This window comes from Sphingobacterium sp. UBA6320, assembly GCF_002440335.1.
GTDB lineage: Bacteria > Bacteroidota > Bacteroidia > Sphingobacteriales > Sphingobacteriaceae > Sphingobacterium.
This window is the reverse complement of sequence record NZ_DJTA01000014.1, coordinates 41,975-68,102: the sequence shown is the minus strand read 5'-3', so window position 1 is coordinate 68,102 and position 26,128 is coordinate 41,975. Positions and strand designations below refer to the sequence as shown.

23 protein-coding genes and 1 tRNA gene are annotated in these 26,128 nt (G+C 37.5%); 6 read left to right on the top strand and 18 right to left on the bottom strand.

Translation table 11 applies throughout. The annotated features are described in order from the left end of the window. Positions 1–71: 71 nt before the first annotated feature. From B3P23_RS08560 to B3P23_RS08530, 7 genes are all read right to left on the bottom strand, one after another. A complete protein-coding gene (locus tag B3P23_RS08560) occupies positions 72–995 on the bottom strand; it encodes a YARHG domain-containing protein (RefSeq protein WP_045752928.1) in 924 nt (307 codons plus the stop codon). Position 996: 1 nt separating this feature from the next. Then, positions 997–1,629, bottom strand: a complete 633-nt coding sequence (locus B3P23_RS08555; RefSeq protein ID WP_045752929.1) for a DUF2306 domain-containing protein — start codon at positions 1,627–1,629, stop codon at positions 997–999. Positions 1,630–1,692: 63 nt separating this feature from the next. Continuing rightward, on the bottom strand, positions 1,693–2,964 hold the full coding sequence (locus tag B3P23_RS08550) for a glucose-1-phosphate adenylyltransferase (protein ID WP_045752930.1): 1,272 nt from the start codon (positions 2,962–2,964) through the stop codon (positions 1,693–1,695). Between the two features lies 1 nt (position 2,965). Then, the gene (locus B3P23_RS08545; protein WP_349681559.1) at positions 2,966–4,384 is read right to left on the bottom strand and encodes a glycogen/starch synthase; all 1,419 of its coding nucleotides are present in this window, start codon (positions 4,382–4,384) and stop codon (positions 2,966–2,968) included. Further along, positions 4,384–6,294, bottom strand: a complete 1,911-nt coding sequence (glgB, locus tag B3P23_RS08540; RefSeq protein WP_293925371.1) for a 1,4-alpha-glucan branching protein GlgB — start codon at positions 6,292–6,294, stop codon at positions 4,384–4,386. Before glgB ends, B3P23_RS08545 begins: the two co-directional genes overlap by 1 nt. Before the next feature lie 27 nt (positions 6,295–6,321). Further along, positions 6,322–8,778, bottom strand: coding sequence for a glycoside hydrolase family 31 protein (locus B3P23_RS08535; protein WP_094773535.1), 2,457 nt, complete (start codon positions 8,776–8,778; stop codon positions 6,322–6,324). Positions 8,779–8,891: 113 nt separating this feature from the next. Further along, positions 8,892–10,136 carry an ABC transporter permease gene (locus B3P23_RS08530; protein ID WP_045752933.1) on the bottom strand — a complete coding sequence of 415 codons (1,245 nt, stop codon included), beginning with the start codon at positions 10,134–10,136 and terminating at the stop codon, positions 8,892–8,894. A 192-nt stretch (positions 10,137–10,328) separates the two neighbouring features. Here B3P23_RS08530 and queA point away from each other — a divergent pair, with 192 nt between their 5' ends. Then, the gene (gene queA, locus B3P23_RS08525; RefSeq protein ID WP_045752934.1) at positions 10,329–11,378 is read left to right on the top strand and encodes a tRNA preQ1(34) S-adenosylmethionine ribosyltransferase-isomerase QueA; all 1,050 of its coding nucleotides are present in this window, start codon (positions 10,329–10,331) and stop codon (positions 11,376–11,378) included. 88 nt (positions 11,379–11,466) lie between these two features. After that, positions 11,467–12,153: a 2-C-methyl-D-erythritol 4-phosphate cytidylyltransferase gene (locus B3P23_RS08520; protein WP_293925370.1), complete on the top strand. Its 687-nt coding sequence runs from the start codon at positions 11,467–11,469 to the stop codon at positions 12,151–12,153. A 40-nt stretch (positions 12,154–12,193) separates the two neighbouring features. Here B3P23_RS08520 and B3P23_RS08515 read toward each other — a convergent pair whose 3' ends face one another. The 8 genes from B3P23_RS08515 to B3P23_RS08480 all read right to left on the bottom strand — a co-directional run bounded on the left by B3P23_RS08515 (position 12,194) and on the right by B3P23_RS08480 (position 18,814). Further along, complete coding sequence (locus B3P23_RS08515) at positions 12,194–12,958, bottom strand: MBL fold metallo-hydrolase (RefSeq protein WP_293925369.1); 765 nt, start codon at positions 12,956–12,958, stop codon at positions 12,194–12,196. After that, on the bottom strand, positions 12,955–13,227 hold the full coding sequence (locus tag B3P23_RS08510) for a hypothetical protein (RefSeq protein WP_045752937.1): 273 nt from the start codon (positions 13,225–13,227) through the stop codon (positions 12,955–12,957). Before B3P23_RS08510 ends, B3P23_RS08515 begins: the two co-directional genes overlap by 4 nt. Before the next feature lie 57 nt (positions 13,228–13,284). After that, a complete protein-coding gene (locus tag B3P23_RS08505) occupies positions 13,285–14,412 on the bottom strand; it encodes a glycosyltransferase (protein ID WP_248754311.1) in 1,128 nt (375 codons plus the stop codon). Positions 14,413–14,421: 9 nt separating this feature from the next. After that, the gene (locus tag B3P23_RS08500; RefSeq protein ID WP_045755310.1) at positions 14,422–15,372 is read right to left on the bottom strand and encodes a glycosyltransferase family 2 protein; all 951 of its coding nucleotides are present in this window, start codon (positions 15,370–15,372) and stop codon (positions 14,422–14,424) included. 101 nt (positions 15,373–15,473) lie between these two features. After that, positions 15,474–16,070: a DUF4199 domain-containing protein gene (locus B3P23_RS08495; protein ID WP_045752939.1), complete on the bottom strand. Its 597-nt coding sequence runs from the start codon at positions 16,068–16,070 to the stop codon at positions 15,474–15,476. Beyond that, positions 16,070–16,744, bottom strand: coding sequence for a hypothetical protein (locus B3P23_RS08490; RefSeq protein ID WP_045752940.1), 675 nt, complete (start codon positions 16,742–16,744; stop codon positions 16,070–16,072). The genes B3P23_RS08495 and B3P23_RS08490 overlap by 1 nt, the downstream gene beginning before the upstream one ends. A 2-nt stretch (positions 16,745–16,746) precedes the next feature. After that, positions 16,747–18,015 (bottom strand): dihydroorotase, encoded by a 1,269-nt coding sequence (locus tag B3P23_RS08485; RefSeq protein WP_045752941.1) that lies wholly within the window; start codon positions 18,013–18,015, stop codon positions 16,747–16,749. A 235-nt stretch (positions 18,016–18,250) separates the two neighbouring features. Continuing rightward, positions 18,251–18,814 (bottom strand): UbiX family flavin prenyltransferase, encoded by a 564-nt coding sequence (locus B3P23_RS08480; RefSeq protein WP_248754313.1) that lies wholly within the window; start codon positions 18,812–18,814, stop codon positions 18,251–18,253. A gap of 356 nt (positions 18,815–19,170) precedes the next feature. On the opposite strand from B3P23_RS08480, the gene B3P23_RS08475 reads away from it, so the two are divergent. Further along, entirely contained in the window at positions 19,171–19,824 is a 654-nt protein-coding gene (locus B3P23_RS08475) for an ankyrin repeat domain-containing protein (protein WP_248754314.1), read from the top strand. Between the two features lies 1 nt (position 19,825). Here the strand turns inward: B3P23_RS08475 and B3P23_RS08470 are convergent, their stop codons facing one another. Next, entirely contained in the window at positions 19,826–21,106 is a 1,281-nt protein-coding gene (locus tag B3P23_RS08470; protein ID WP_293925368.1) for a DUF2851 family protein, read from the bottom strand. A gap of 28 nt (positions 21,107–21,134) precedes the next feature. Next, the gene (ribD, locus tag B3P23_RS08465) at positions 21,135–22,181 is read right to left on the bottom strand and encodes a bifunctional diaminohydroxyphosphoribosylaminopyrimidine deaminase/5-amino-6-(5-phosphoribosylamino)uracil reductase RibD (RefSeq protein ID WP_045752945.1); all 1,047 of its coding nucleotides are present in this window, start codon (positions 22,179–22,181) and stop codon (positions 21,135–21,137) included. Positions 22,182–22,386: 205 nt separating this feature from the next. Between ribD and prmC the strand changes: the two genes are divergently transcribed. Continuing rightward, positions 22,387–23,241 carry a peptide chain release factor N(5)-glutamine methyltransferase gene (gene prmC / locus B3P23_RS08460; RefSeq protein WP_293925367.1) on the top strand — a complete coding sequence of 285 codons (855 nt, stop codon included), beginning with the start codon at positions 22,387–22,389 and terminating at the stop codon, positions 23,239–23,241. 138 nt (positions 23,242–23,379) lie between these two features. Further along, positions 23,380–23,452 (top strand) — tRNA-Lys (locus B3P23_RS08455). Positions 23,453–23,646: 194 nt separating this feature from the next. Here B3P23_RS08455 and B3P23_RS08450 read toward each other — a convergent pair. Further along, complete coding sequence (locus tag B3P23_RS08450) at positions 23,647–25,002, bottom strand: glycoside hydrolase family 43 protein (protein ID WP_293925366.1); 1,356 nt, start codon at positions 25,000–25,002, stop codon at positions 23,647–23,649. A gap of 927 nt (positions 25,003–25,929) precedes the next feature. Here B3P23_RS08450 and B3P23_RS08445 point away from each other — a divergent pair. Then, positions 25,930–26,073, top strand: a complete 144-nt coding sequence (locus B3P23_RS08445) for a hypothetical protein (RefSeq protein WP_293925365.1) — start codon at positions 25,930–25,932, stop codon at positions 26,071–26,073. The last annotated feature ends 55 nt before the right edge of the window (positions 26,074–26,128 follow it).

The window sequence follows — 26,128 nt, the reverse complement described above, 5'->3', positions numbered from 1 at the left end:
CTTAAAATTTAGATATCAAACTTAGATAATTTTTATACGATATACACCATTATCCAGAAATATTAACATAGTTAACGTCCAAATTGATCGTAATTATCTGTAGCATATTTTTCAAAACGTGTCAATATAGCGATGTTATCCCGTTCCAATTTTGACAGCTCTTTGGTTACATCGTTAGAAACTGGCACATACCAATCTACAGGATCAAAGAATTGACGCACATTAATTTTGGTAAAAGCATAGCCGTGTCTCGCAAAAATTGTATTTCGAATAATCTCTAAATCCAACTTCTTGAGATTTTTCAAATCTCCTTCTGTCAACTTCATTTTTGAACCATTCAATTTAAATACTGCTGGAGATGCTGCCCGATACAGATCATTGATGTAGGTATACGTTGTGTCACCATCTTCAACTGTCTGAGTTTCCTTTTTTGAGGCATACCAATCTATTAATGGTTCACTATGCTCATCATTGGGCAACATGAGGTTGGCATTATATACAAACTGCTTTTTCGTCAGTTTAAAATTACGCTTTCTAACATGTACTCCTTGATCAAAAGCGGTCCAGGATCCGACCAGCGTATCGTTTTTCCATTTAAATTCAAATCGTCCATCAGATTTTTTATCACCTGGCTCATCCAAGATAAATGATATCACATTTCCGTTTTCTTCGATTTTTCCGACCAATGGCCTTAAATTGCCTTTCACGACATTCTGACCAATTACCGTATCGGCAGTAATGCGTTTGATTGTCAAATTAATTTTAGGACTGTAATCAAATCCAGCTGGAAATTCTCCCTTATTTTGAAGAATTTCTTCGGAGACCTTTTCATCGACAGTAAAGTCACCTACCCAATTCCCATACAATTCTTTGTGAATCTCATTTTCAACAACAGCTGCAACTGAATCAGTTGGGATTGAAGATTTCTTATTCGTTTTGTTATGACAAGAAGCGAGTGCGGCAAATCCAAGCACTGCAAAAAAAAGTCTTTTCATCTTATTTATTTTGGTTAATAATCCATTCTGCTAGTAGTAGATTTGGAATCCAACCTAACCAGGCAATTAGCTGATATAAATCCATGGGATTAGGGTGAAAAAAATATACTAATATGACCTTCCAATAGCGCAAAGTTAATGCCGAACATGTCAATGCAAAACTTCTGATCATAAAATTTTTATGCGCTTTGAAATCTCCAATCTTTGCTCTTAGGACAGCCTGGAGCGTATAATAAAACCATAAACAGGCTAATACGGTAAACGCAATTTGCGCTATAAGTCCACCATTTGCTTTCATGCCAATTAGAAAACCTGAAGGTGCTGCACAACCTAAAATGATAGCAACATACAGATAACCCAGTACATGGTGTACGCGGGGGTAATTTCTTAATATAGTTTTATTGAATTGTGTAAATCCAGCTGGCAATGCTAGCACAGCAGAGATGACATGGATATAAAAGGCATATTTATACCAACTAATCTGTGTAACCTCGGTTTGCTTAATTTGTAAAAATGAAGCATCTAATTCAAAATTTCGATATCGCCATGTGATCTCGCCCATCAACATACAACTATATGTAAACAGCAATATTAGAACCAAATTATAGGTGGTATTTTTCCAGTCCGAAATCATGATCAGCACTTGATAGAATTAAGGTAATTAATCAGGGTTAATTACCTTAATTAGAAATTTAACTTAACATCCAATCGTTACACCATTTACGATAACGGCTTCTTTTTTGACCACTACTATACCATCACAAACGGCATAGGTCTCGAAATCACCATCTTTCAGATGCTTTCCTCCCTTTATCCTGACATTATTGCCAATACGGCAATTTTTATCTAAGATTGCATTTTCGATATAGCAACGTTCACCAACGCCTACAGGTGGAGGTGCTTGGGTGCTCCCTAGTTCTAATACATCTTCCAATTGCTCATAATAGTCACTACCCATCATGTACGTATTTTTAATGACTGTGCCATGGCCTATACGGGAACGAATACCGATCAGCGAGCGTTGAATTTTATCCCCGTTGAGAATACATCCATCTGCTACGATTGTATTATTTAATGTGGTTCCCGATATTTTGGAGGGAGGCAGCATGCGCGCTCTCGTATACACTGTTTCATTAAAAAGATTGAAATCGGGAACATCATCTGTTAAACCAATATTTGCTTCAAAGAAAGAACTTATAGTACCAATATCTGTCCAATATCCATCAAATTGGTAACTCAGTACATTTTTAGAATCGATACTTTCCGGAATGATTTCTTTTCCAAAATCCATTCCTGGATTTTCTTTTAACAAAGAGGCCAAGATCCCTTTTGAAAAAACATAGATGCCCATAGAAGCTAAATAATGACGTCCACGCTTGTCCATCTCCTCGGAAACTTCAGAGCTCCAGTTTACCAATTCTTCTTTATTGGGTTTTTCGGTAAAGGAAGTAATGATATTATTTTCATCAGATTTGAGTATGCCAAATCCCGTTGCATCCTTAGCGCTTACGGGTATTGTAGCAATCGTGACATCGCCCTTGTTTTTCACATGAAAGTCGACTAGCGCGGCGTAATCCATTTGATACAATTGATCTCCTGATAATATCAGCACATAGTCATAATCGACATTCAACAAATTCTTTTGGGTTCTTCTCACTGCATCAGCTGTTCCTTCAAACCAACGATCACCTTCATTATTCTGATCTGCCGCCAAGATGTCTACAAATCCTTTACTAAAAATACTGAAATTATATGCATTTTTAATGTGCTTATTTAAAGATGCCGAGTTATACTGTGTCAGCACAAAGATTTTATTATATCCAGAATTTAAACAATTCGAAATCGGAATATCCACCAAACGGTATTTACCTGCAATTGGTACAGCTGGTTTTGAGCGCTGTTCCGTCAAAGGGTACAAACGAGTACCTCGCCCTCCCCCCAAAACAATAGAGACTACTTTGTGTGACATATTAATTCAATAATTTAGTGTACAAATCCAAGTATTTTTGAGCCGACTTATGCCATGAAAAATCCAAATTCATTTCCTTATCTCTCACTTCTGATAATAAATCGGCTTGCGCAACAATTTTTAAAGCCCTGATCACACCTTCGGTTGCATCGGTAACACGTGCTTCAGGAAATACAATTCCATAACCATTAGGCTCTTGTATATCAATTACGGTATCTCGGAGACCGCCGATCCCTCTAACGACAGGAATTGTCCCGTATTGAAGCGCATATAATTGGTTTAATCCACAAGGCTCCACACGTGAAGGCATCAACAACAAGTCTGTTGCGGCATATACCTGATGTGCTAGTGATTCGTTATAACCAAAATAAACGGCTAACTGTTGCGGGTATTTTCCCATGACCTGTTGCAATGCAGCCTGTATATCTTGATCTCCAGAGCCTAAAATAAATATACTCATTTTAGCCTTAACTTTTCCTAAAAGTTGAGCAATTATTTCTGCTAATAAATCTGCTCCTTTTTCAATAGCAAATCGACCAATAAACGACATTAAAGGCAGTGAAAAGTCTAGTTTGTATTGCTCGCATAAGGCTTTTTTATTTTCATACTTACCTTTTTTGACTGAAGTAGAATCGTAATGAGTATGAATTAGCGTATCCAACATTGGATTCCAATATTCAGTATCGATACCGTTCACGATGCCATAACCTTTTTGAGATTCAGCCTTAAATAAATCTTGCAATCCATTTGCATCAACAAACAATTCTTTCAAATAGCCTTCTGATACCGTAGAAAATGCGTCGCAGCATTTAACTGCCGCCGCCATTGGATTGATCAGACCATCCCAATCCAGCAGTCCCCATCGCCACGTATCAAAACTTGGCATCAAAATTCCCTTATTCCAATTCATCCAACCTTGGTACTGTCCATTATGAACTGTAAAAAGTGTTTTTACAGATGAAAATTGTTGAAAGTCATGACTATATTTTAGTAAGAAAGGAACCAATCCAACATGATGGTCATGACAATTGATCAAATCGGGCATGATCTGATCTGCTTTTAACCAATGTAAAAATGCATGTTGAAAAGACAGCCACTGCTCCGCCTCATCTGGATAACAATACACCTCTTCCCGATCTAACTTACCAGGTATTCGGATGAGATACAAGGGAAATCCAAGTTGATCACTTGCTTCTTTCCATATTTCATAATGCAACTGTTCCGATCCCTGATAGAAAGAACCCATAGCAATCTGATCAAATTTATTTTCTTGCGTAAATTTTCGATCGTACCAAGGCATCACCACAGATGCATCAATTCCCAGCTTACGTTGATATTTTGGCAAAGCGCCTACTACATCTGCCAATCCCCCAACCTTGGCTACAGGAAAACATTCGACACTTAGATGTATTACTTTCATTATGCTTTTCGTTTTAATATGAGGCCACCCAAGGGAGGCAATGTCATCACTATGGAATGATCAAAACCCATCCAGTGTACTGTACTAGAATTATATACTGGATCACCTACACCACTTCCATAAAAATCCCGTTGATCCGAATTCAAAATTTCTTCCCAGATTCCATTCTTCGGAACCCCCACACGAAAGTCTTGTCTCACCACAGGAGTTAAATTTAAGACGATCAATAAATCATCCTTTTCTTCATATCCTTTTCGGAGATAAGCATACACACTATTTTTATCATCGCCCTGTTCAACCCATTGAAACCCTTCTTCTACAAACGCTCTTTGATATAGCGCAGGCTGGTTTTTGTAGGTATGATTTAATCGGCTGATAAATTTAAGCATACCGCTATGGGGTGTATATTCCAACAAATGCCAATCCAAGGATTTATTTTCATTCCACTCTGCCGTCTGTGCAAATTCGTCGCCCATAAATAACAGTTTTGTACCTGTTAATGTGAACATATATACATATAGAGCTCGCAAATTGGCAAATTTCTGCCATTCGTCACCTGGCATTTTGTCTAACAGAGACTGTTTTCCATGTACAACTTCATCATGTGACAAAGGCAGCATAAAATTTTCATGATAGGCATACACCGTCGCAAAAGTTAATTTATGATGATGATAACTCCGATTTATCGGATCTTCTTTGAAGTAATCTAGGGTATCATGCATCCATCCCATCATCCATTTCATTCCAAAGCCTAAGCCACCTGCAAATGTTGGTTTACTCACTCCTGGCCATGACGTCGATTCCTCTGCTATCGTCTGTACATCAGGATAATGATGATATACAGCTTCATTGAGTTCTTTGAGAAAGTGAACTGCTTCAAGATTTTCTCTTCCCCCAAATTCGTTCGTTTCCCATTCTCCTTCATTTCGGGAATAATCCAAATAAAGCATGGAGGCAACTGCATCTACCCGCAGTCCATCGACATGATAGCGATCTAACCAAAAGAGCGCATTACTGATCAAAAAAGATCGTACTTCATTTCTTCCGTAATTAAAGATATACGATTTCCAGTCTGGGTGAAATCCTTTTCTTAGATCTTCATGTTCGTAAAGACAGCTGCCATCAAAACGATGTAATCCATGTGCATCACCAGGATAATGCGAAGGAACCCAGTCCAGAATCACACCGATATGATTTCGGTGTAGTGATTCAATCAAATACATCAGATCTTGAGGCCCTCCATAGCGAGATGATGCAGCAAAATATCCGGTTATCTGATATCCCCAAGAAGGATAAAAAGGATGTTCCATAACGGGCAAAAACTCGACATGCGTAAATCCTGTCTCTAGGATATAGGGGACCAACCGGTCTGCAATTTCACGGTAGGACAGCAACCGTTCAGGATCCGCTGGGTCGCGCTGCCACGATCCTAAGTGCATTTCATAAACAGACATCGGCTTGTCCAAACTATTGAATTCAGCGCGCTGCGAAATCCAACTGGAATCTTCCCATTCATACCAAGTTGTACCGACAATGGATGCAGTCTTTGGGGGTAATTCGCAGATCAGAGCAAAAGGATCTGCTTTTTCCAATCGTTCGCCGTTGGTCGACTGAATATGGTACTTATAGACCTCTCCAGTACCGATATGAGGAATAAAACCTTCCCAAATACCACTGCCATCCCAACGTACATGCAATCCATGGGTTTGTGGATTCCAACCATTAAAATTTCCTGTTACCGAAACCGCACTGGCATTGGGAGCCCAAACGGCAAAGTAAACACCAGAATTGCCACCGTGTTCAACAACATGAGAACCAAATTTCTCATACAATTTATAATGTCTTCCAGCCCTAAATAAGGATACATCAAATGCTGTAAGCAACGAAAAAACTTCTACTGGGTGACCCATGATTCGATGAGGTTTAATAATCGTAAATTATGCTATAATTAAATTTCTAAAATCTTTTTCTATCAAAACGTATTCGTTGCCCAATTCATCTTTTGACAGGCTAACTTCGACACCATCTGCTTTGATTGTTTTTATTTCAAAGGGAATTCCTACTAAATAGATTTTATAATCATCGAACCTTTCATTGTACAGCCCTTCTACTTGTTGCAATATCACCAGACTATTGTCAGTTCCTTCTACCAGGAAGTGTTTTTCAGCATAGACACTCTGTTCATAAGCAAAAGTATCACCATGGTCTGCATAGATGTACGAGTCAAACTTGCCCTTGCTGTAATATACATTGAGTTTCAGTGCATCTATTTTGTGCTCAAAGGTATATTGCATAACGGGATATTCTGGGATGACACTTCCACCTTTAACAAAAATAGGCATCTCATCCAAAGGTGTATCGATCGTATGCTCCTGCGAACCTGCGTATGGTTGTAAATTGAAATAATAATACCAGTCTCCTTCCGGTAGGTAAACCACTTTATTTTTTTGACCCGGATTTAATACTGGTGAAACTAAAATTTTATCACCGAAACAAAATTCTTCTTCCCGAATTAAATTTTTCGGAATATGTTGTTCAACCAAAGAGATCGGTCTTAATATCGGTTCGCCGTAACGATGTTGCTGCCAAAATACCGTATAGATATAAGGCAATAACTTATACCTCATTTCAATAAATTTCTTGCATATTGCTTCCCACTCTGGTCCAAAACTCCAAGGTTCGCGATCACGCGTATCACCTGCAGAATGCACACGCATAAATGGAGAAAAGACGCCAAATTGCATCCAACGCGTAAATAGTTCACCATCCGGTTCACCCGTAAATCCTCCAATATCTGTTCCGCAGAAAGATAACCCTGACACAGACAGTCTTTGTAACTGAAGAAGTCCTATACGCAAATGCTCCCATGTCGCAATATTATCTCCTGTCCATACGGATGAATAACGTTGGGTGCCAGCATATGCTGCTCTAGTGATCGTAAACGGGCGTTTATTTTTATATAGTTTTTTCAAGCCATCATAAGTGGATCGAACCATTTGCATACCATATACATTATGGGCTTTACGGTGAGATCCTCGGTATCCATCGTAATTGTGGCGGACATCATCCGGGAAAGTACCTCTTCCAAATACGGCTGGTTCATTCATGTCATTCCAAAATCCAGCCACACCATCATCCACCAAGCCTTTGTACAAAGTGCCCCACCATTCCCTTACACTTGGGTTTGTAAAATCAGGAAACTGGCATCTTCCTGGCCATACAAAACCTTCCATAAAATAATCATCTCCACGACGACAGAAGTACCGATTTTCCTGACCTTCCTTAAATACCCAGTAATTTTCGTCGACCTTAATTCCGGGATCGATCATGACTACAGTTTTAAAACCATTGGCAGCCAAGTCTGAAATCATTTTTTTAGGGTCTGGAAAATATTGTTTATTCCAAGTAAAACAGCGGTATCCATCCATATAGTCAATATCCAAATAAATGGCATCACAAGGAATTTCTCTTTTTCTAAATTCAGCTGTAACTTCTCTTACATTTTGCTCCGGGTAATAACTCCAACGACATTGATGATAACCGATACCCCAGAGCGGAGGCATAAAATGGGTACCCGTAATGCTGTGATAACGTTTTACTACATCCATCATATTGGGTCCATGGATATAATAATATTGCATCTCTCCCCCCTCAGACCAAAAACTCGTACGTTGTTTATTTTCAGAAGCAAAATCAAAGAATGTCCTAAACGTATTATCAAAGAAAATACCATATGCTTCACCCCCCGTCACACCAATATAAAAAGGAATTGTTTTGTAAAGAGGATCTTGATTAAAAGCATACCCATAGGTATCAGAATTCCAATTTTTAAAACGTTTCCCGCGCAGATTAAGATTCGTGGCTTTATCTCCTAAACCAAAGAATGCTTCATCTTCATGTGCTTTTTTACTACAGTAGACATAGTAGCCTCCAAAATCAGGATTTTCTTCCCAATGCATGGGTTTGTCATCGGCACTAAAGACTTTACCGGATAAGTCTTGAAATGAAACCAAAAAGTCTGCTTTGCGAATCGCACAAATCACTTTATTTGTTTTTACATAAAAACTGGTTTCATCCTCATCTACAGAAAAGGATACCGCATGTTGATCGGTATCGATAACGGCATAGGAAAAGTCATCCAAAAAAGAACCTTGTGGTGCTAAACGAACACGAATAATTTCATCTGAAACAATACGTATTTCGACTTTTGCGACCCCATCAGTAAAGTAAAATGTATTCCGATCTTTGCTGTAGGATCTGACTCGAGCCAGATACTTTTTCTCTATAGTCGGTAGGTCTAGTACAGGGTTATTAACATGGTGAACAGTACCATCGGATGTCTCGTCACCTAATAATTCACTTGCAAATTCCTCTTTTTTAATGGAGTCTCCCATAGCATTTATTCTTTAAATAATTTAATCAGTTTAAGCTGAACTTAAATTACAATAAATAACACAAAAACTCACTACTTAAAACATTAAAGAGTAAACTATTTTCATTTTATAGCTTATTTGCTACGTATTGCTTCTACAGGATCTAGCCTTGACGCCATCAAAGCTGGTACAATACCTGATATCAAGCCTATTAATGTGGAGATTAATACGGTTAACAATACCATCTTTAAACTCACGACAATCGTCATTCCGATTGCTAATTTTACTAACAAGGTTATTAAAAATACAATCGAGAGACCAATAGCCCCTCCTAATAAACACAGTATAATGGATTCGATCAAAAATTGAGATAGTATAAAAAAGTTTTTAGCTCCTAAAGCCTTTTGGATGCCAATAATATGGGTACGCTCTTTGACACTCACAAACATAATATTTGCGATACCAAATCCGCCAACTAAAACGGAAAAGATACCGATACAAAACCCAGCCAAATTAACAATACCAAACAATTTATCCAATTGTGAAGTAATCATAGTGGTTTGATTGATAGAAAAATCATCTTCGCGCTGTGGTGCTATACGATGTATAGAACGCATCAGTACTTTTATTTCACTTTCTGCCTCTGCTAAGGAATATTTTGGCAGAACCCGAATCGCAATGCTCGGAGAAAAATTATCATAATTGACTAAATTTCGGGCGAGCTCAAAAGGAATAAAGGCACTATTATCGGGCGAAGTATTGATCAAAACGCCCTCTCCTTCTTTTTTCAAAACACCGACCACTTGGACTTTTCGCCCCAACATATTGACATATTTGCCTAGCGGATCGCTGTTAGGGAACAGTCCTTCGGCAATAGTAGCTCCTAATACCGCTACCAACGCCCCTGCACGAGTTTCGCTTTCCACAAAATATCTTCCTTTTTCAACATTGAAATTTTGTATGTTATATTGGTCTTGGGTACCTGCAGAAATCATCACCCCAGAGGCATTATTATTTTTATATTTAATAGTAGAGCCACCGATATTGATGATATAGGCTATTTTATCGGCAGTGGTAATCCGTTCCTTAAGTGCAAGAAAATCTTCATATTTCGGTTCCGGTCTATTCAGATACTTCCACCAAGGGAAATCGGGTCCCCCTGTCCACGGCCATTTTTCGATATATAAAGTATTGGATCCGATCTTTTTTACCGAATTTTCGATATTATTCCGTAGCGTATCGACAGCAGAAAAAACGCCAATGATCGTCAAAATACCTATCGTTACACCTAATAAGGACAATAGCGTTCGTGTACGATTATCTTTTAATGCTGACAATGCGAATTTCGCACTTTCTTTTATGAGACCTATAACTAGCATATTCAGGTTCTAAAATACAATTTAGTTTTGGTTTTATGTCAAAATGAATTCATTAATCAATTTAATACCGAAAGAAACACCCTTTTAACTAAAAAATTACCTACCTTTGTATGCTTATTTATGTTCCGATAAGTCTGTTATTTGGAACTTAAATACATATACAGGCAATCATTTAAAATATCAATATTAAAGATGAAGTTATCTCAATTTAAATTCAACTTACCAGAGTCTCTTTTGGCGTCTGAACCAACTGAAAATCGTGACGAATCACGCTTAATGGTTTTACACCGCGACACTGGTAAAATTGAGCATAAAATTTTCAAAGATGTATTAGATTACTTTGATGACAAAGATGTCATGATTTTAAATAATACAAAAGTTTTTCCAGCACGTTTATATGGTAACAAAGAAAAAACAGGTGCTACTATCGAAGTATTTTTGTTACGCGAGTTAAACAAAGAACTTCGTTTATGGGACGTTTTGGTTGATCCCGCTCGTAAAATCCGTGTAGGTAATAAACTTTACTTTGGGGATGATGATCTATTAGTCGCTGAAGTTGTTGATAACACCACTTCTCGTGGACGTACTATCCGTTTCTTATTTGATGGTACGGATGAAGAATTCCGTCGCAATATTGAGATTTTAGGAGAAACACCTCTTCCAAAATACATCACACGTAAAGCTACTCCTGAGGATAAATTCCGTTACCAAACGATCTATGCTAAAAACGAAGGTGCTGTCGCTGCTCCAACTGCTGGTCTTCACTTCTCCCGCGAGTTGATGAAGCGCTTGGAATTAAAGGGTGTTGATTTTGCAGAGGTGACCTTACACGTTGGTCTAGGAACGTTCAGAACAGTGGAAGTTGAAGATTTAACGAAACACAAAATGGATTCTGAGCAGTTCATCATTACGGAAGAAGCTGCAAAAACGGTCAACAAAGCGATCGATCTAAAAAGAAGGGTTTGTGCTGTTGGTACCACTTCTATGCGTGCTATCGAATCTGCGGTTTCTGCGGATCGCCACCTAAAACCGGCTAATGACTGGACAAGTAAGTTTATCTATCCACCATACGATTTCAGTATTGCCAACTCCATGATTACCAACTTCCATACACCAGAGTCTACTTTGTTAGTGATGATTGCTGCATTTGGAGGATATGAGCATGTGATGAACGCATATGAACAAGCTGTAAAAGAAAAATATAGATTCTATAGCTATGGCGATGCCATGTTGATTATCTAATCAACTTCATAAAAAGATTAACGTGGATAAGTAGGCTATTTATCCACGTTTTTTATTTCCAATATTCCCTTATTGACACCAAATTGTGATGGATCAAAACTTCGTTTTAATAGTAGCCGCAGGTAAAGGAAGCCGTATGCAGTCTAATCTGCCAAAGCAATACTTGCTTTTAGAAAACAAGCCTGTGCTTATGCATACAATCGAAAAATTTTATGCAAGTGAAACAAAACCTCACCTTATTATTGCGATCGACTCTGAAATGGAGGACTTTTGGAAGTCTCTCTGCAAACAATATCACTTCACGATCCCGCACTCCATTAGCTATGGTGGAAAAACACGGTTTCAAACGGTAAAAAAAGGAATTGCTTTTATTAAAAAAATGCTTCCTGATTTAAATGGATCTGCAATTGCCATACACGATGGTGCCCGACCACTCATCCAAACGTCTACCATTGATCTGGCTTTTGAAAAGGCAAAAAAATCAAAAGCTGTTATTGTTGCCAGATCTTCGACAGATTCTGTACGGATGACAAAAGGCACAAACACCCAGGCGATTGATCGCAATCAGATTTGGTTGGTCCAAACCCCACAGATATTTGAAGCTTGTTTGTTAGAACGTGCTTATGAGCAAGAAGAGGAAACAACATTCACGGATGATGCTTCGGTAGTAGAAAAACTTGGCCATGCGATTGAAATCGTAATGGGTGATTATAAAAATATAAAAATTACTTATCCTGAAGACTTAGAAATTGCTCAAATCTATTTAAAAATGTAAAGCATTGCCAATAGGATGTAATGGATTTTTCTATTCTTCCCTATAACTCAATCTCAAGCTGATCGTAGGCTAAGTGAATATGTTGGGGCAACTCTTGTGATACATCTTGATGTAAGCCCATGCGATGGCCAATATGTGTTAAATAGGTTTTTTGAGCACCTATCTCCTGTGCAAATTCGATCGCCTCCCCTAAAGTCAGATGGGAAATATGACTTTCTTTTTGTAGAGCATTGATCACTAAGACTTTCAGCCCTGTTAATTTTTTTCTTGTTGCGCTTGATATCGTTTTGGCATCAGTTATATACGCAAAATCATCGATTCGAAAACCCATAACTGGCATTTGATAATGCATGACTTCTAAGGGTAAAATCTCCTTATCGAATAAAGAAAATGGCTTTAACGCTTCTATTTCTACCAATTCCAATCTTGGAATACCTGGATACTGCGCTCCCGAGAATGCGTAATAAAATTCGCGTCTCAAGGCCTCATGAAGCACCGGTGTTCCGTAAATATCGATGGAAGATTGTTGTTTAAAATTAAAAGCACGAACATCATCGAGACCCGCGATATGATCTTTGTGTGAATGGGTCATTAATATGGCATCCAAATGCATAACTTGTTCGCGCAGCATCTGATACCTAAAATCAGGCCCCGTATCAACGATAATATTTCGGTCATGATAATGAATCAAAATAGAAGAACGCAAGCGTTTATCAAAATGACTATTTGATAGACAAACAATACATTGACAAGCGATTACAGGTACACCCTGTGAAGTCCCCGTTCCTAAAAATTTGATTTTCAACGTTTAGATTTTAGTTTAGCAATTTGTGTATAAATGGCGGTATGCTTCTCATTAACTCGTGACTCATCGATGTCAATATCATTTAAGATGGCTATCAAAGATTGAATTTTCATTTCCAAATTCGAAAATTTATTCACCACCACTACATGTGAATTTTGTAAGACACACGCTCCTGTTTTGAATGTTCCTTTCTCATACCTCACCCGATATCCCTGATCTTTAAAAAGATCTTCAATCTTATCTAAACTACTTTGTGTAAATGCTACCAATTTCTCCTCAATTTATGCGCCCTTATATTCAAATATAGTAATTTTTAAAATTAAAAATCACTCTCCTAATCGAAGTATTTCCTTTCCAAAGGTATCCCAGCTGTATTTTTTCTTTTCGACTTTAATATTTTCACGAAATCTATCGCATTTATCATCTTGATAAAATGCCACTATTCCCTTCGCTATTTCTTCCGTATTAGGTTCGACAACACTTCCAACCACCTGATCATGCACCAACTCAGGTAGCCCCCCCACACGGGTAACAATCATGGGAACATCGTAGTGATAGGCTACTTGTGTTATACCACTCTGGGTCGCCGATCGATAAGGTAATACAACAGCATCTGCGGCGCAAAAATATGTGCCTACAGCATCATTGGCTATGAAAGAGGTGTGGAGATATATGCGATCTTGAAGCTGATGTTTTTCAATTAATTTTTGATAATAATCTTCATCACCATAAAACTCACCTGCCAACAACAGCTTGACATTCATTTGTTTCAATTCATTTTTTGCTAAAGCTTCTAGCAACATATCCAATCCTTTATATTGGCGGATAAAACCAAAGAAAAGGACAACCTTTTCGGCTACAGGTATCTTCAACTCTGCTCGTGCTTGTTCAAGACTGATAGAAGGTCCGTAGTTATCGTATAAGGGATGCGGGGTATAGACTGCTGGTAGTTTGGGTTTAATCGCTCTTAAATCTTTGAGTACGCTTTTACTCATGGTCACACAACCATCCACTGCATTTAAAAAATATTTTGCCAGTAGCTCATCTCCCATCCGGTGTTCATGAGGGATGATGTTATCAGCGATACACACGACTTTTGTGTGCTTATTTTGACGTACAATACGCTGAATCGTGCCTAAACACGGTCCAAAGAATGGCATCCAAAACCGCACAATCAAGAGGTCATATTTTGCTTTCTTCAACTCAAGACCTATTTTGATCCAGTTAAAAGGATTGATCGAATTCACCTTTGAAAAAATGCGCAAGCCTTTTGGAGCAGGTTCATCTGAAAACTGTGATTTACCTGGGAACAGAAAGTTAGGATATTGCAGCGAAAATGAATAAATATCTACTTCATGCCCCAATTGCTGATAATGTTGCGCCAATCGTTCATTAAATGAAGCAATTCCTCCCCCTCGCAATGGATATGCAGAACCTAAAATAACAATACGCATACCCGTTAATTAAATGACTTTCTCGATCTGATAATTATTACGATCTGTGCTATTTCGGGAAACAAGTTCAGCTAAAAAACCGGTCAAAAATAATTGAGTACCAATGATAATAGCGGTCAATGACAAGAAAAACAAGGGTTGATCGGTAATGTCGCGAAATGGCGCTCCTGAAGCTATACTCATCAATTTATGACAGATCAGATAGAGGGTAATCATGAGACCTAATAAAAAGCTTACGACACCCATAACTCCAAAGAAGTGCATCGGGCGTTTCGCAAATTTCCCAACAAAGAAGATGGACAATAGGTCCAAGAAACCTTTCACAAAACGTCCAGCTCCAAACTTAGTTGTACCGTATTTGCGTGGATAGTGCTGCACCACTTGTTCTTGGATATTGGTGAAACCTGCCCATTTGGCGATCACAGGAATGTAACGGTGCATTTCACCATATACCTCAATATTTTTTACAACATCTTTACGATATGCTTTCAATCCACAATTGAAATCGTGTAGATTATCAATTCCAGACATTCCTCTCGTCACGGCATTGAATAGCTTGGTCGGTAATGTCTTTGTTAGGGGATCATAACGTTTCTGCTTCCATCCTGAAACTAAGTCAGCACCTTTATTCATGATTCGATCGTACAATTCTGGGATTTCATCAGGGCTATCCTGCAAATCGGCATCCATCGTAATGACCACATCTCCTTGTGCGGCTGCGAAACCAACATTTAAAGCTGCTGACTTTCCATAATTACGTCTAAATTTGATGGCAGAAATATTATTATTGTCCTTTTTTAAATCTTCGATGACTGCCCATGATTTGTCCTTACTTCCATCATCGATTAAAATAATTTCATAAGAAAACTGATGTTTAGCCATCACTCGATCTATCCACGAGGTCAACTCTGGTAAAGACTCTTCTTCATTAAAAAGAGGAACAACAACTGAAATATCCATATGTACGTTGATCATTGTCAATATATTTGCTTTATAAACAAGTTAAGGTATCGTCTATAAGACAACACCTTAACGTATTGATTTTTTTAAATTTTATTCCTTTAAACTGTTGGATTACCGATACTTTTTTGACCATTTTTTGTCAAAGCAGCCAACAATAGGGCAAACAGAAAATAAGGCAACAAGGTGATTACAAAACCTTTCACGCGTGCTCCTAGGGTCATTGTAGCGACCGATTCATTATCTTTCTCCATCTGTTCGATGCTTGCATCTATCGTTTGTTGCTTTTCCTCTTCACTAGCAAAATTTGTACTTTTCTCCATACTTTCAATCCGTGCATTCATCATGACATGAAAATTCTCTTCTTGAATCGTAGGTTCGACATATGCCAAATAAGAAAATGTACTTACCGAAGCGACTAAATGGTTAATTACAAGCATGATATAAATACATTTTAATGCTTTACTAAAGTCCCATATCCCGCCCATTTTCTTACGTAAGCAGAACGTTAATAAAACCGTAACACCTACAAATAAAATGAAGTTAAAAAACGGATTGGTAAATTGTAAAAGAGACGATCCTGCCAATGGTCTCACGATGTAGATCGAACATAATCCCAAAACAAAGGAAATCACGCCTAAGACAACACCATATACAATGCTTGTAATCTTACTATTTTTGTCTACGCCAACTTCCATTATCCTTTATAAAACTGAGTTATGATCTGATATAGTGCAGCATCAAAAGCTTTATTTTCACTCTGAGCTTCGTATTCTTGAAACTGAGCATCTTTTGGATTGATTTCACTAAAGAAGCTTAAAACTGCATAAAACAATTCATACACTTCGCTAGAAGGATTGATTGTTTTTGCTGTTTTTGCAATTTCAGCATACGTGCTCTCTACTAAAATCTGATTGGCAATGATGTCTTCGTAGATCTCATGCTCATCTTGGAATTCATCTTCATCAACCAATAAGAATTCTTTCAAATAGTCATCCAAATCTGGTTCAATCTCATCATCTTTACATTCACGTAAATACAAAAAGATGTTCAACAATTCTGTACCGCGATCAATTGTTTCATCTTCGATTTTTTCCCATTCTTCAGATTCTAAATAATCATCTTCCAATTTTTGGATATCTGTAGAGAAAAAGTTCATCAATAATAGATCGACATACACTTCTCTCAATTCATCGAATAGTGGATAGTCATCAAATACTTCGTCCAACAAAGCCAATTTATCGATATATTTTCCATCAGTATCAAAAACGGTTTCAACTTTTGTTAGAAATTCTGATTTTGTTTCGATGTTATCTACTCTACCGTAGGTGTTAATCCCTGCAGCAACAGCCGCTTTAATATTCGCTTCCATTATTAAGCATTTTTTATGATTTGACCATTATTGATCACTAATTTAACTTTTCCTTTTAACTCTTTTCCGAATAAAGGACTATTTCTTGATTTGGACTTATTTGATTGTTGATCAAAAACCCAACTTTCATTCATATTAAATAATACTAGATTTGCAGCTTCGCCTTCTTTGATCTGTGGCACAGTCAAGCCCACGATCTGACGTGAATTTACAGCTAATTTTTCAACTATCTGTTGCTCATTTAATCCAGCTTTGATCAACAGCGGCAAAACGGTCTGCAATCCTATGATACCATTTTTGGCGATATGAAATTCAACATTTTTAAATTCAATTTCATGTGGAGTATGTTGCGACACAACAGCGTCAATGACACCATCCTTTAATCCCTTTATTAACGCTTTAGCATCTGCTTTGGTGCGCAATGGCGGGCTTACTTTATAATTACTGTCAAAATCAACGATTTCATCATCCGTAAATACAAGCTGATGAGCAGCGACATCGCACGTCACTTGAATACCTTTTCCTTTTGCCTTTTTAATTAAATCCACTGCCTCCGCTGTACTGATTGAAGTGAAGTGAATGGGTGCTTCGGCATATTCGGCAAGGTATAAATCTCTCGAAACCATTAATGATTCGGCAAGATTAGGGATGCCTTTCATACCTAAATATGTACTCATGACGCCTTCATTCATCTTATTGCCACCTGCCATCGATGCATCTTCGGCATGGGCGATGATCAATCCTCCAAATCCTCTTGCATATAATAATGCTCGGCTCATTAATCCTGCTTGCTGCATACTTCTATTACCATCACTGAATGCAATAGCACCAGTCTGTTTCATATCATACAGTTCGGCCATTTCATGTCCGTCGCGATTTTTACTCACAGCTCCAATGGGCAGCACATCCACCAAATTACCCTTTGCAATATTCACAATTAAAGCAACCTCAGCGCGGCTCTGGATAGCTGGTTCAGTATTGGGCATGACAGCAACTGCCGTAAACCCTCCTGCTGCAGCTGCAGCTGATCCAGAAGTGATATCTTCTTTTGTTTCTAATCCCGGTTCACCAAAGTTGGCATTTAGGTCAAAAAAACCGACCGAAAGTACATTTCCTGTACCGTCAAATATTTCTATATTTTTATCAGCGACTTCAATCGATTTTGCAATTTTAGAAATCTTTCCCTTTTCAATGAACACATCAACCACCTGTTGATCAAATTCATTTCCTGGCAAAACCACTTTTACAGAAGTAATTAATACGCTTTTCATATGTTTAAGAAATTGAAATTTATTGGATTTGAATAGTAAGTACTCGAAGTTTTAAAGCATAACAACATCTTTTCTGTAATGGAATTCAATAAAAATAGAAAGTTTTCTCTTTGAAAATTAGAGGAAGGATGATTTTTAATACGTGTCGCTTTAGACTGCTTCATTTCAAAGAACAAAGTTACAAAATAGTATCGATTTTGCATTGAATTTTAGAAAATATTCGTACCACGCTTCCTTATTCTGTTCCCCATTGATAATGATTAAAATCAAAACCTGCTAAACTCAGTACGCGATCAACCACTGTAGCTGCTAAGTCATCAAAAGTCTTTGGCATGCTGTAAAATGAAGGTGATGCAGGACAAATAACGCCACCAGCTTCTGTAATAATTTTCATATTTTGAATATGAATTTGACTTAGAGGTGTTTCGCGTGTCACTAATATTAATTTTCGCCTTTCTTTCAATATCACATCTGCTGCACGTGTGGTCAGATCGGAAGAAATACCATGCGCAATACGCGCTAATGTGCCCATAGAACACGGACAGATGATCATGGTATCGAAACGTGCTGAACCGGATGCAAAAGGTGCAAAAAAATCATTTTTGCTGTAAAATTTAAATGGTATTTGATTATAATCTTGATTTTGCAATTCTTCTTGCCATACCACCTTCGCATTATCGGACATGACTACTCCGACTTCACTGATCTGATCTTTTAATTCCACCAGCCGATTGAGCAGAACTTTAGCATATATGGAACCGCTTGCTCCTGTTATCGCCACTACAATTTTTCTAGACATAATTTCCTTTTAAAAAACAAAGCTATAAAAAAGGGTCGAATAAGGAATATTCGACCCTACATCTACCTATGAAAAACCTGCTCTTGGGATGAGCATATACAAATATACCATTCGTGTGAATATTTCAAAAGAATTTTATTAAAAAAGGGGCGTACTGTAGCTACGTCTCCACAGATGAGGCTTAAAGGCTACATTTTGAAAATAAGAAGGTTAAAAAAGTCCACGATCGAGCGCAAATAATTGCTCGATCACAGCGATTGACGCTTAAATTAATCTTGATATTTTTTTTAAAATCCAGATTTCCATCATATATTTTTTCTATTTTAGAGTCCGATAAGACCGTATAATACGAAAAAATGAGCTTAAGTATATTAGAACAATACATCGAATCTGGAAATAGTAGGGATTTGGATTTACTATTAACCAATAATCCCGATTTAATCTTAGAAGAGACCAGTCATGGGATTTCGCCATTATTATTAGCCTGTTATTTTCATAAACCTCAAATCATACGCGTGCTGCTGCAACATAACCAAGGTTTAAATATTCATGAAGCAGTTGCTGCGGGCTTAAACAATTACATAGAGGCTATGATTAAGCAATTGCCTACGGTTGTGAATGAAATTTCAACACATGGTTATTCTGCACTTGCCTTAGCAACACATTTTAATAAAGAAGAGGCTGTCCGAATTTTACTGACACACAAAGCCGATCCAGACATTCCTACACAAAATGAAGAAAGTTTGTATCCTTTACAGATCGCCCTTTTAAATAAAAATAATGCCATCAGTAAATTGCTTATAGAAGCTGGTGCCGATGTCAACAGTATACCGAGCAATGGTCAGACTGCACTACATCTGGCCGCCCAACAGGGAAATATTGAATTAATTGTATTACTTCTGGAAAATGGCGCGCGCATCGAATTAAAAAATATGAATAATAAAACTGCTTCAGATTTAGCCGCATCAAAAGGTTACGGTGATATTGCAGAAATACTGAAGGAAATTTAGACTATCTTTTCAACAGTTCCAGACCTATACCGCAACTTAAGCATTGCTTGAAATCGCAATATCTATTTTTAATATGCAGCAATCCTTGAGAGTGTGCTGCATGTAAACATGATACGCCCATTTGTTCAAATTTATCGATGATATTATTGTTCTCAGCAGGCAATTCTTCTAACCAATACATTGCTTTCTCTTTGAACTCTTCGAGTCCCATATATGTTCCATAGGAAAAGGTAAATACGATGAAAGCATTTATGATCACTATATTTTGACTTACTGTACTGAGTCGATGATTGCTGATCAAAGAAGATTGTTTTCCAAAATTAAAATGAGTTTTCCAGTACGTCGCCACTTGAATCTGATCCATTAGCACTCTAAAATCATTCAGTTTTTCAATCTTTAGAATTTCTTGGAGATGCATGCGATCATGTTGCAATAAATTGGCCAATTGCGCTAAACGTATAGTAGGAAAGTTATGCGGTCGCATCCTTGAAAACAACAAAGGAAAATGAGTTTCTTTTAAATCATGTGCATTTCTTAGATAATTGTATTCCTGTTGTAGCTTTAGGGGATATTCTTCATTAAAATTTGTATTTAACAAACCCGCTTGCCCAAAGATCATGGCTTCTATTTTAAGGGCATCACGTCTATATTTCTGCACTAATAAAGTAGAAACTTGTTCACCCAATGCTTCAAATGCTTTTGCATTAACTTTAAATCCAAAACTTCTGAACAGCCAAACAATAAAAGTCTTTTCCCAATCCCCGTCAAATTGTTCCAATAGAACCAAAATCGCCTGGGACTTCTCTTCCATCCTTTCGATCGCCATACGATCTATCCAATGTTCGATTTTGAAAGCATCCAATTGATGAAGTTGATTTTCGCAGGGAATCCACCGCTGCCCTTCCATCAGACGTTGATATTGGTCCAGCAATTTTTCTGAAACATAGTTTGCCAATTTAAATGTTGGTATCAGCGAGCCATCTTTATAATATACGTCTTGATCATCGTCCCACACGACATGTAAAATCACATTGTGATATTGAGGATCACGATGATGTCCATGTGAAAACCAATCTGATGCCCGCATATGAATCTCGACACTTCCAGTCCACTCGACTGTTCCGATTCGGATTTTTGAAAATAAAAAATCAGGGCCAGCATTGTTATTCTGCTCCCCCACCTGTACAACATGAATAGGATCACCATGAACGGTTTTTAATTGGTCTGTCTGAAAAAGACGCAACTTCCATATGAATTGCAAAAGATCTTCAGGAATAGTCATAACCTAAAGATAATCAAATAATCTGAATTTACATATTAAGTAATATTTTCAATTCGTCATCTGAAATTTGTACACTTTCTTTTAATATTCCATGCAGGTGAGGTGCCTTGATTCCTTCTCCTAAGTTTTTGGTACTTTTAATTACTCGGGCTTCATCCCAAAGATTTGCTTCAATAAATAAAGCTAATGTCTTCGCCCCACCCTCTATGATGATCGATTGAACGTCCATCAGGTACAATTGATATAAAATATTTTGTGGTAAATACCAGTCAAAATTTTCCAATTCAATATATTTATTATGACCAGACCACTCCGTTTTAACGGCATTGAAGATGATGGTTTCAGCTTCATCGTTAAAAATCGCAGCTTCTTTTGGTACAGTCAGTAATTTATCGATCAATATCCGTTTCGGATTTTTCCCTTGCCATTCGCGCACAGTCAAAGTTGGATTATCGACTAATGCGGTTTTGGTCCCAACTAAAATTGCATCTTCCTCTGCTCGCCATTTATGAACCAATTGCTTACTCGCTGCATTGCTAATCCACACTTGCTCACCTTCTTTTCCTAAGTAGCCATCAGCACTTTCTGCCCACTTGAGAATGACGTAGGGACGATGTTTTTGAACGCGTGTAAAAAACCTGCGATTTAACCATAGCGCTTCTTGTTTCAAAAGCCCTACTTCGACCTCCACACCTGCATTTTTCAAAATTTCCACACCTTTTCCATCTACTTGAGCAAACGGGTCCAAACAGGCGATATAAACTTTTTGCGGTTTATATTTTGCAATGAGATCTGCACACGGAGGCGTCTTACCAAAGTGTGCACAAGGTTCTAAACTGACATAGAAAATTGACTGTCTTAATTTTGCTGCTGCATCATCTCCATAATGGTCCAATACCTGCTGAATAGCATTTACTTCTGCATGCGCTCCACCATAAGGTGAGGTGTAGCCTTCTCCAATTATTTGATCTTCACAGACAATAACCGCACCTACCATTGGATTGGGACTTGTAGTACCTGCTCCCAAAATGGCCAATTCTAAGCACCTGCGCATGTAGCTTTCTTGCATATTCATACACAAAAGTATCAAAACAATACTAGAACAGAAAACACAAGATTTATAGCGAATTTTTAACGATCATATAATTGTCCATACAGATACCAAATAACGCTCATTGTACAACAACTTGAGTGCTCTATAAAAAGACTTGAAGGAATAATTGTTTGCCATCTATTGCAATTATTATGGTAAATAAAACAAATTTATCTAAGTTTGAGGAATGGAAAATTTACAAACCTACGACAGCTTGTTCCAAAAAGATCTCGCTACATTTTATGACGCAGAAGAAATTAAAAACATCTTCTATATCGTTATTGAAGATGTTTTAGGACTTTCCAGAATGCAGTACAGTTTAAATAAAGATCTCGTATTGTCAGCAGATCAAAGCTTACGTATGTCACATATTCTACATGACCTAGTGAAGCAGAAACCCATACAGCACATCTTGAAAAAAGCCGATTTCTATGGTGAAGTTTTTGAAGTCAATCCTTTTGTATTGATTCCTCGATCAGAAACAGAGGAACTGGTCGATATGATTATCCGCAATCACAAAGATCAGGTGCCATTGCGCATTATCGACATCGGCACTGGATCGGGCTGCATTCCGATCTCACTGAAAAGACATCTACAAGAAGCTCAAATTTCCGCATTAGATATTTCTAAAGAAGCAATAGCAACAGCTAAACGCAATGCACAGCGATTGGATACCCCTATTAACTTTGTCAATGCTGATATTTTAGAGTGGGAATATATTTTTCAATCGCAACAATATGATATCATTGTTAGCAACCCTCCCTATATCACACCTAAAGAAAAAGAGGAAATGCATCCCAACGTATTGCAATTTGAACCACATCTTGCACTTTTTGTGGAAGAAACTGCCCCCTTACTATTTTATGAGACAATCGCTTCATTCGCGTTGAAACATTTAACGGCCAATGGGGATCTATATTTTGAAATTAATCAATATTATGGGGATGAAACAGTTGATATGCTTCGTAAAAAAGGGTTTAAAATGGTAGAATTATATCATGATATGCAACAAAACCCAAGAATGATACATGCGAAAAAATAGGGCAATAAAAAATTAATTATTTCATTACCAAACAGTAACAAAATAATCTAAGATAAATTGTTTAAAAAATTGGCACATATCACTATTTTTTCTACCTTTGCATCACTTTCAGAAACGGATTTATTTCCAAAAAGAAAGGATTCCGTAGCTCAGCTGGTAGAGCAATACACTTTTAATGTATGGGTCCTGGGTTCGAATCCCAGCGGGATCACAAAAAAAAGCTTCACAGAGTGTGAAGCTTTTTTTGTATCCAATGGGATGAGAACAGAAGTGTTGGGATGGGTTCGACCTTTTTCTGTTTAAAGATGTTAGGGATTCTAATGTTACATACTTATACAAATCCTCTTCAACAGCCTTTTTTTCAAGAAAAAGTGCCGCATTAAAAATGATTGATAAAAATCACCATCATTTCTCAAATTTCCAGCAATCAAAAAACATGATATCTTCTGGAGCTTTACCCAGAAAAACAAAATAAAGATCATGTATTCCCTTTAATTTTTTCTCTAAGGAGATGTCAACTGCTGCCCAACGATCATCGCCTCCAGTCAATGGAATTTTAACAGAACCCACAACCTGACCATTTTCTGATCCTAATCGAATCTGCATTTCGACACCGCTGTTATGAGTCGTTCCTACCCGTGCAAAAAAGGATGCCGCTCCTTCATGACCAAAATCAACATTTTTAACAGCAGTAAAAGCTCCACTTTTTTTGGCTTTTACAAATACGCCTACTTTATTGTTTTGATAAGATTTTACCTCTTTTGACCACGCAATGGTTTCTGCTTGAGTCAACTCATACGGATTTAATGTTGCGATAGCCTTTTTTATCCCTTCATTCATTGAAACCTGTGGAATAGTTCCATCGGTATTAAATGTTAATTCTTGTACACATACCGAACGCGTAAATCCAGTTCCACCCGGGAGGCCCGCATTATGATAAAAGAAATACGTCTTACCGCGAAAGTCAATAACACCGGGATGGTTAGTAAATGATCCACCTTCTGCAGGCATAACAATACCGCCGTATTTCCATGGACCTTTTACGCTTTTACTGGTGGAATAACCAATAAACTCGGGAAGCGGCCCGCCTGGCCAAAACAAATAATACAACTCTTTACGCTTATACAACCACGGGCCTTCTTCATATTTGGTCGGGCGTTCCGGATTGTCATTTCTTTTTCCAAACGCTTCCTCTGTCATTGGTACCTCAATAATCTGTCCTGTGTAAGATATCATGTCTTCGTTTAATTGCACATACTTCAATTTTGGATTACCCCAATACATATGGGCTGTCCCGTCCTCATCAATAAAAATGGTAGGGTCAATATCTCCCCATTCACTTTGCACGAGTGGCTTACCCAATGGATCATAAAATGGTCCCAAAGGACTATCACCAACTGCGACTCCTATCGCACCACGATTGTTCAGCTTGGAGATAACCGGAACATAAAGGTAAAACTTACCATTTTTCTCCACACATTGTGCGGCCCAAGCATCTCCTTTGGCCCATTCAAAATCGGTGTATGAAAGTATTTTACCATGATCGGTCCAGTTCAGCATATCATTGGTCGAATAAGCGCGCCAATTGTTCATATTGAACCACGTGGATTTATCTTCATCATGTGTCGTATAGACATAAAGTCGATCGTTGTAAACCATTGGTGCCGGGTCGGCGGTGTAGGTAGTCTGTATAATTGGATTTTGAGCAAATAGCCTTGTTAAAGTTGCTGTCAGAATCAATATGAGTAAATAGCGCATCATTTATTTGGTCAATTGGTTTTAATGATATTTTTAGATTTATATTTTATTATACTTTATAAGCTCAATTAGGTTAGAACTACTGTATTCGGCTTAGTTTATAAAAAAGTACGCCGTGTGCTGGAATTTCCATTGAGAATGGACAATTTGCGTCATAAACAACAATAATAAGATGAGCATTCCTTTTTTTATTCTATGTAGCATATTCAGTGTTTAAGTTATTTACGGTAATACAGGTTTATACTGATCAAAAATTAATTTATTTATTAATGCTTTTCTCAATAATTTTCAACAGAAGCAAAACCAAAAATAAATATTTAAAAAAATTAATATCCTTGGAAAATGTCTGAATATATTAAATAGCTGATAAAAGTCATATTTTAAGATATGAAATGAATCATTTTGAAATGACTTCGAAACTCCTTTGTAACTGAACGATAGCCAAAGAATGGTCTCCTATTGGGTACATAGTTTAAATTATCAGAAACGGGTATTAAAAAATGCTTCATGTTATTCCCTTTAATGCGCGGTATTTTGACCCGATAAAATACTGACCCTACCCTGGCTATGGCAAAGTGCTTCGGCGCCTTCCCGTCTCTGCTAGCGAGTCCGCTGCCGACATCTGTAAAAAATTAATTAACACTGAACTAACTACTAAAAGACCGATTTGAAATCGACATGCTACTACCGCTGTTGGTATCTTAGACAAGATTGGACATATCACCGAAAATTATAAAGTGGAATTTCCAACCACATTTTACACCTGTGTAACAGTGAGTTAAAAGCGATGTAACAAAAAACAATGTTTATGAAACAAGGAGATATTTCAGTTTTAAAATGTTATTACGACATTTATAATCATAAGGGCTGTAGCACTCGACACATGTCAAAGTAATAGTCCTAAAACCAATTATAAATTCTAATAAAGTTATGAAAAATCCAAATGCGGGAATATTAATTCCTATGCTCCGACGAACTGTACCATTCCGATTTTTGACAGCTGTTGACAATCGATTGCAATATGGTGCATCACAAATTAACGTCGTTTCTTATACCAGTAATAATTTGGTTTAGAAACTAGATCGAAGACAAGATTCTTTTCAGAAAGAAAAATCTGAACAACAAGCTA

What these genes read in the sequence shown, in the direction of transcription:
- glgB (WP_293925371.1), bottom strand. Translation starts at nt 6,294, where the DNA reads ATGGGTCACCCAGTAGAAGTTTTTTCGTTGCTTACAGCATTTGATGTA.
- B3P23_RS08505 (WP_248754311.1), bottom strand. Translation starts at nt 14,412, where the DNA reads ATGCGTATTGTTATTTTAGGTTCTGCATATCCATTGCGAGGGGGAGGA.
- B3P23_RS08445 (WP_293925365.1), top strand. Translation starts at nt 25,930, where the DNA reads ATGAAAAATCCAAATGCGGGAATATTAATTCCTATGCTCCGACGAACT.
- B3P23_RS08500 (WP_045755310.1), bottom strand. Translation starts at nt 15,372, where the DNA reads ATGGATATTTCAGTTGTTGTTCCTCTTTTTAATGAAGAAGAGTCTTTA.
- B3P23_RS08470 (WP_293925368.1), bottom strand. Translation starts at nt 21,106, where the DNA reads ATGACTATTCCTGAAGATCTTTTGCAATTCATATGGAAGTTGCGTCTT.
- B3P23_RS08490 (WP_045752940.1), bottom strand. Translation starts at nt 16,744, where the DNA reads ATGGAAGCGAATATTAAAGCGGCTGTTGCTGCAGGGATTAACACCTAC.
- B3P23_RS08450 (WP_293925366.1), bottom strand. Translation starts at nt 25,002, where the DNA reads ATGATGCGCTATTTACTCATATTGATTCTGACAGCAACTTTAACAAGG.
- B3P23_RS08480 (WP_248754313.1), bottom strand. Translation starts at nt 18,814, where the DNA reads ATGTCTAGAAAAATTGTAGTGGCGATAACAGGAGCAAGCGGTTCCATA.
- B3P23_RS08560 (WP_045752928.1), bottom strand. Translation starts at nt 995, where the DNA reads ATGAAAAGACTTTTTTTTGCAGTGCTTGGATTTGCCGCACTCGCTTCT.
- B3P23_RS08485 (WP_045752941.1), bottom strand. Translation starts at nt 18,015, where the DNA reads ATGAAAAGCGTATTAATTACTTCTGTAAAAGTGGTTTTGCCAGGAAAT.
- B3P23_RS08545 (WP_349681559.1), bottom strand. Translation starts at nt 4,384, where the DNA reads ATGAAAGTAATACATCTAAGTGTCGAATGTTTTCCTGTAGCCAAGGTT.
- B3P23_RS08495 (WP_045752939.1), bottom strand. Translation starts at nt 16,070, where the DNA reads ATGGAAGTTGGCGTAGACAAAAATAGTAAGATTACAAGCATTGTATAT.
- B3P23_RS08535 (WP_094773535.1), bottom strand. Translation starts at nt 8,778, where the DNA reads ATGGGAGACTCCATTAAAAAAGAGGAATTTGCAAGTGAATTATTAGGT.
- B3P23_RS08475 (WP_248754314.1), top strand. Translation starts at nt 19,171, where the DNA reads ATGAGCTTAAGTATATTAGAACAATACATCGAATCTGGAAATAGTAGG.
- ribD (WP_045752945.1), bottom strand. Translation starts at nt 22,181, where the DNA reads ATGAATATGCAAGAAAGCTACATGCGCAGGTGCTTAGAATTGGCCATT.
- queA (WP_045752934.1), top strand. Translation starts at nt 10,329, where the DNA reads ATGAAGTTATCTCAATTTAAATTCAACTTACCAGAGTCTCTTTTGGCG.
- B3P23_RS08530 (WP_045752933.1), bottom strand. Translation starts at nt 10,136, where the DNA reads ATGCTAGTTATAGGTCTCATAAAAGAAAGTGCGAAATTCGCATTGTCA.
- B3P23_RS08550 (WP_045752930.1), bottom strand. Translation starts at nt 2,964, where the DNA reads ATGTCACACAAAGTAGTCTCTATTGTTTTGGGGGGAGGGCGAGGTACT.
- B3P23_RS08520 (WP_293925370.1), top strand. Translation starts at nt 11,467, where the DNA reads ATGGATCAAAACTTCGTTTTAATAGTAGCCGCAGGTAAAGGAAGCCGT.
- B3P23_RS08555 (WP_045752929.1), bottom strand. Translation starts at nt 1,629, where the DNA reads ATGATTTCGGACTGGAAAAATACCACCTATAATTTGGTTCTAATATTG.
- prmC (WP_293925367.1), top strand. Translation starts at nt 22,387, where the DNA reads ATGGAAAATTTACAAACCTACGACAGCTTGTTCCAAAAAGATCTCGCT.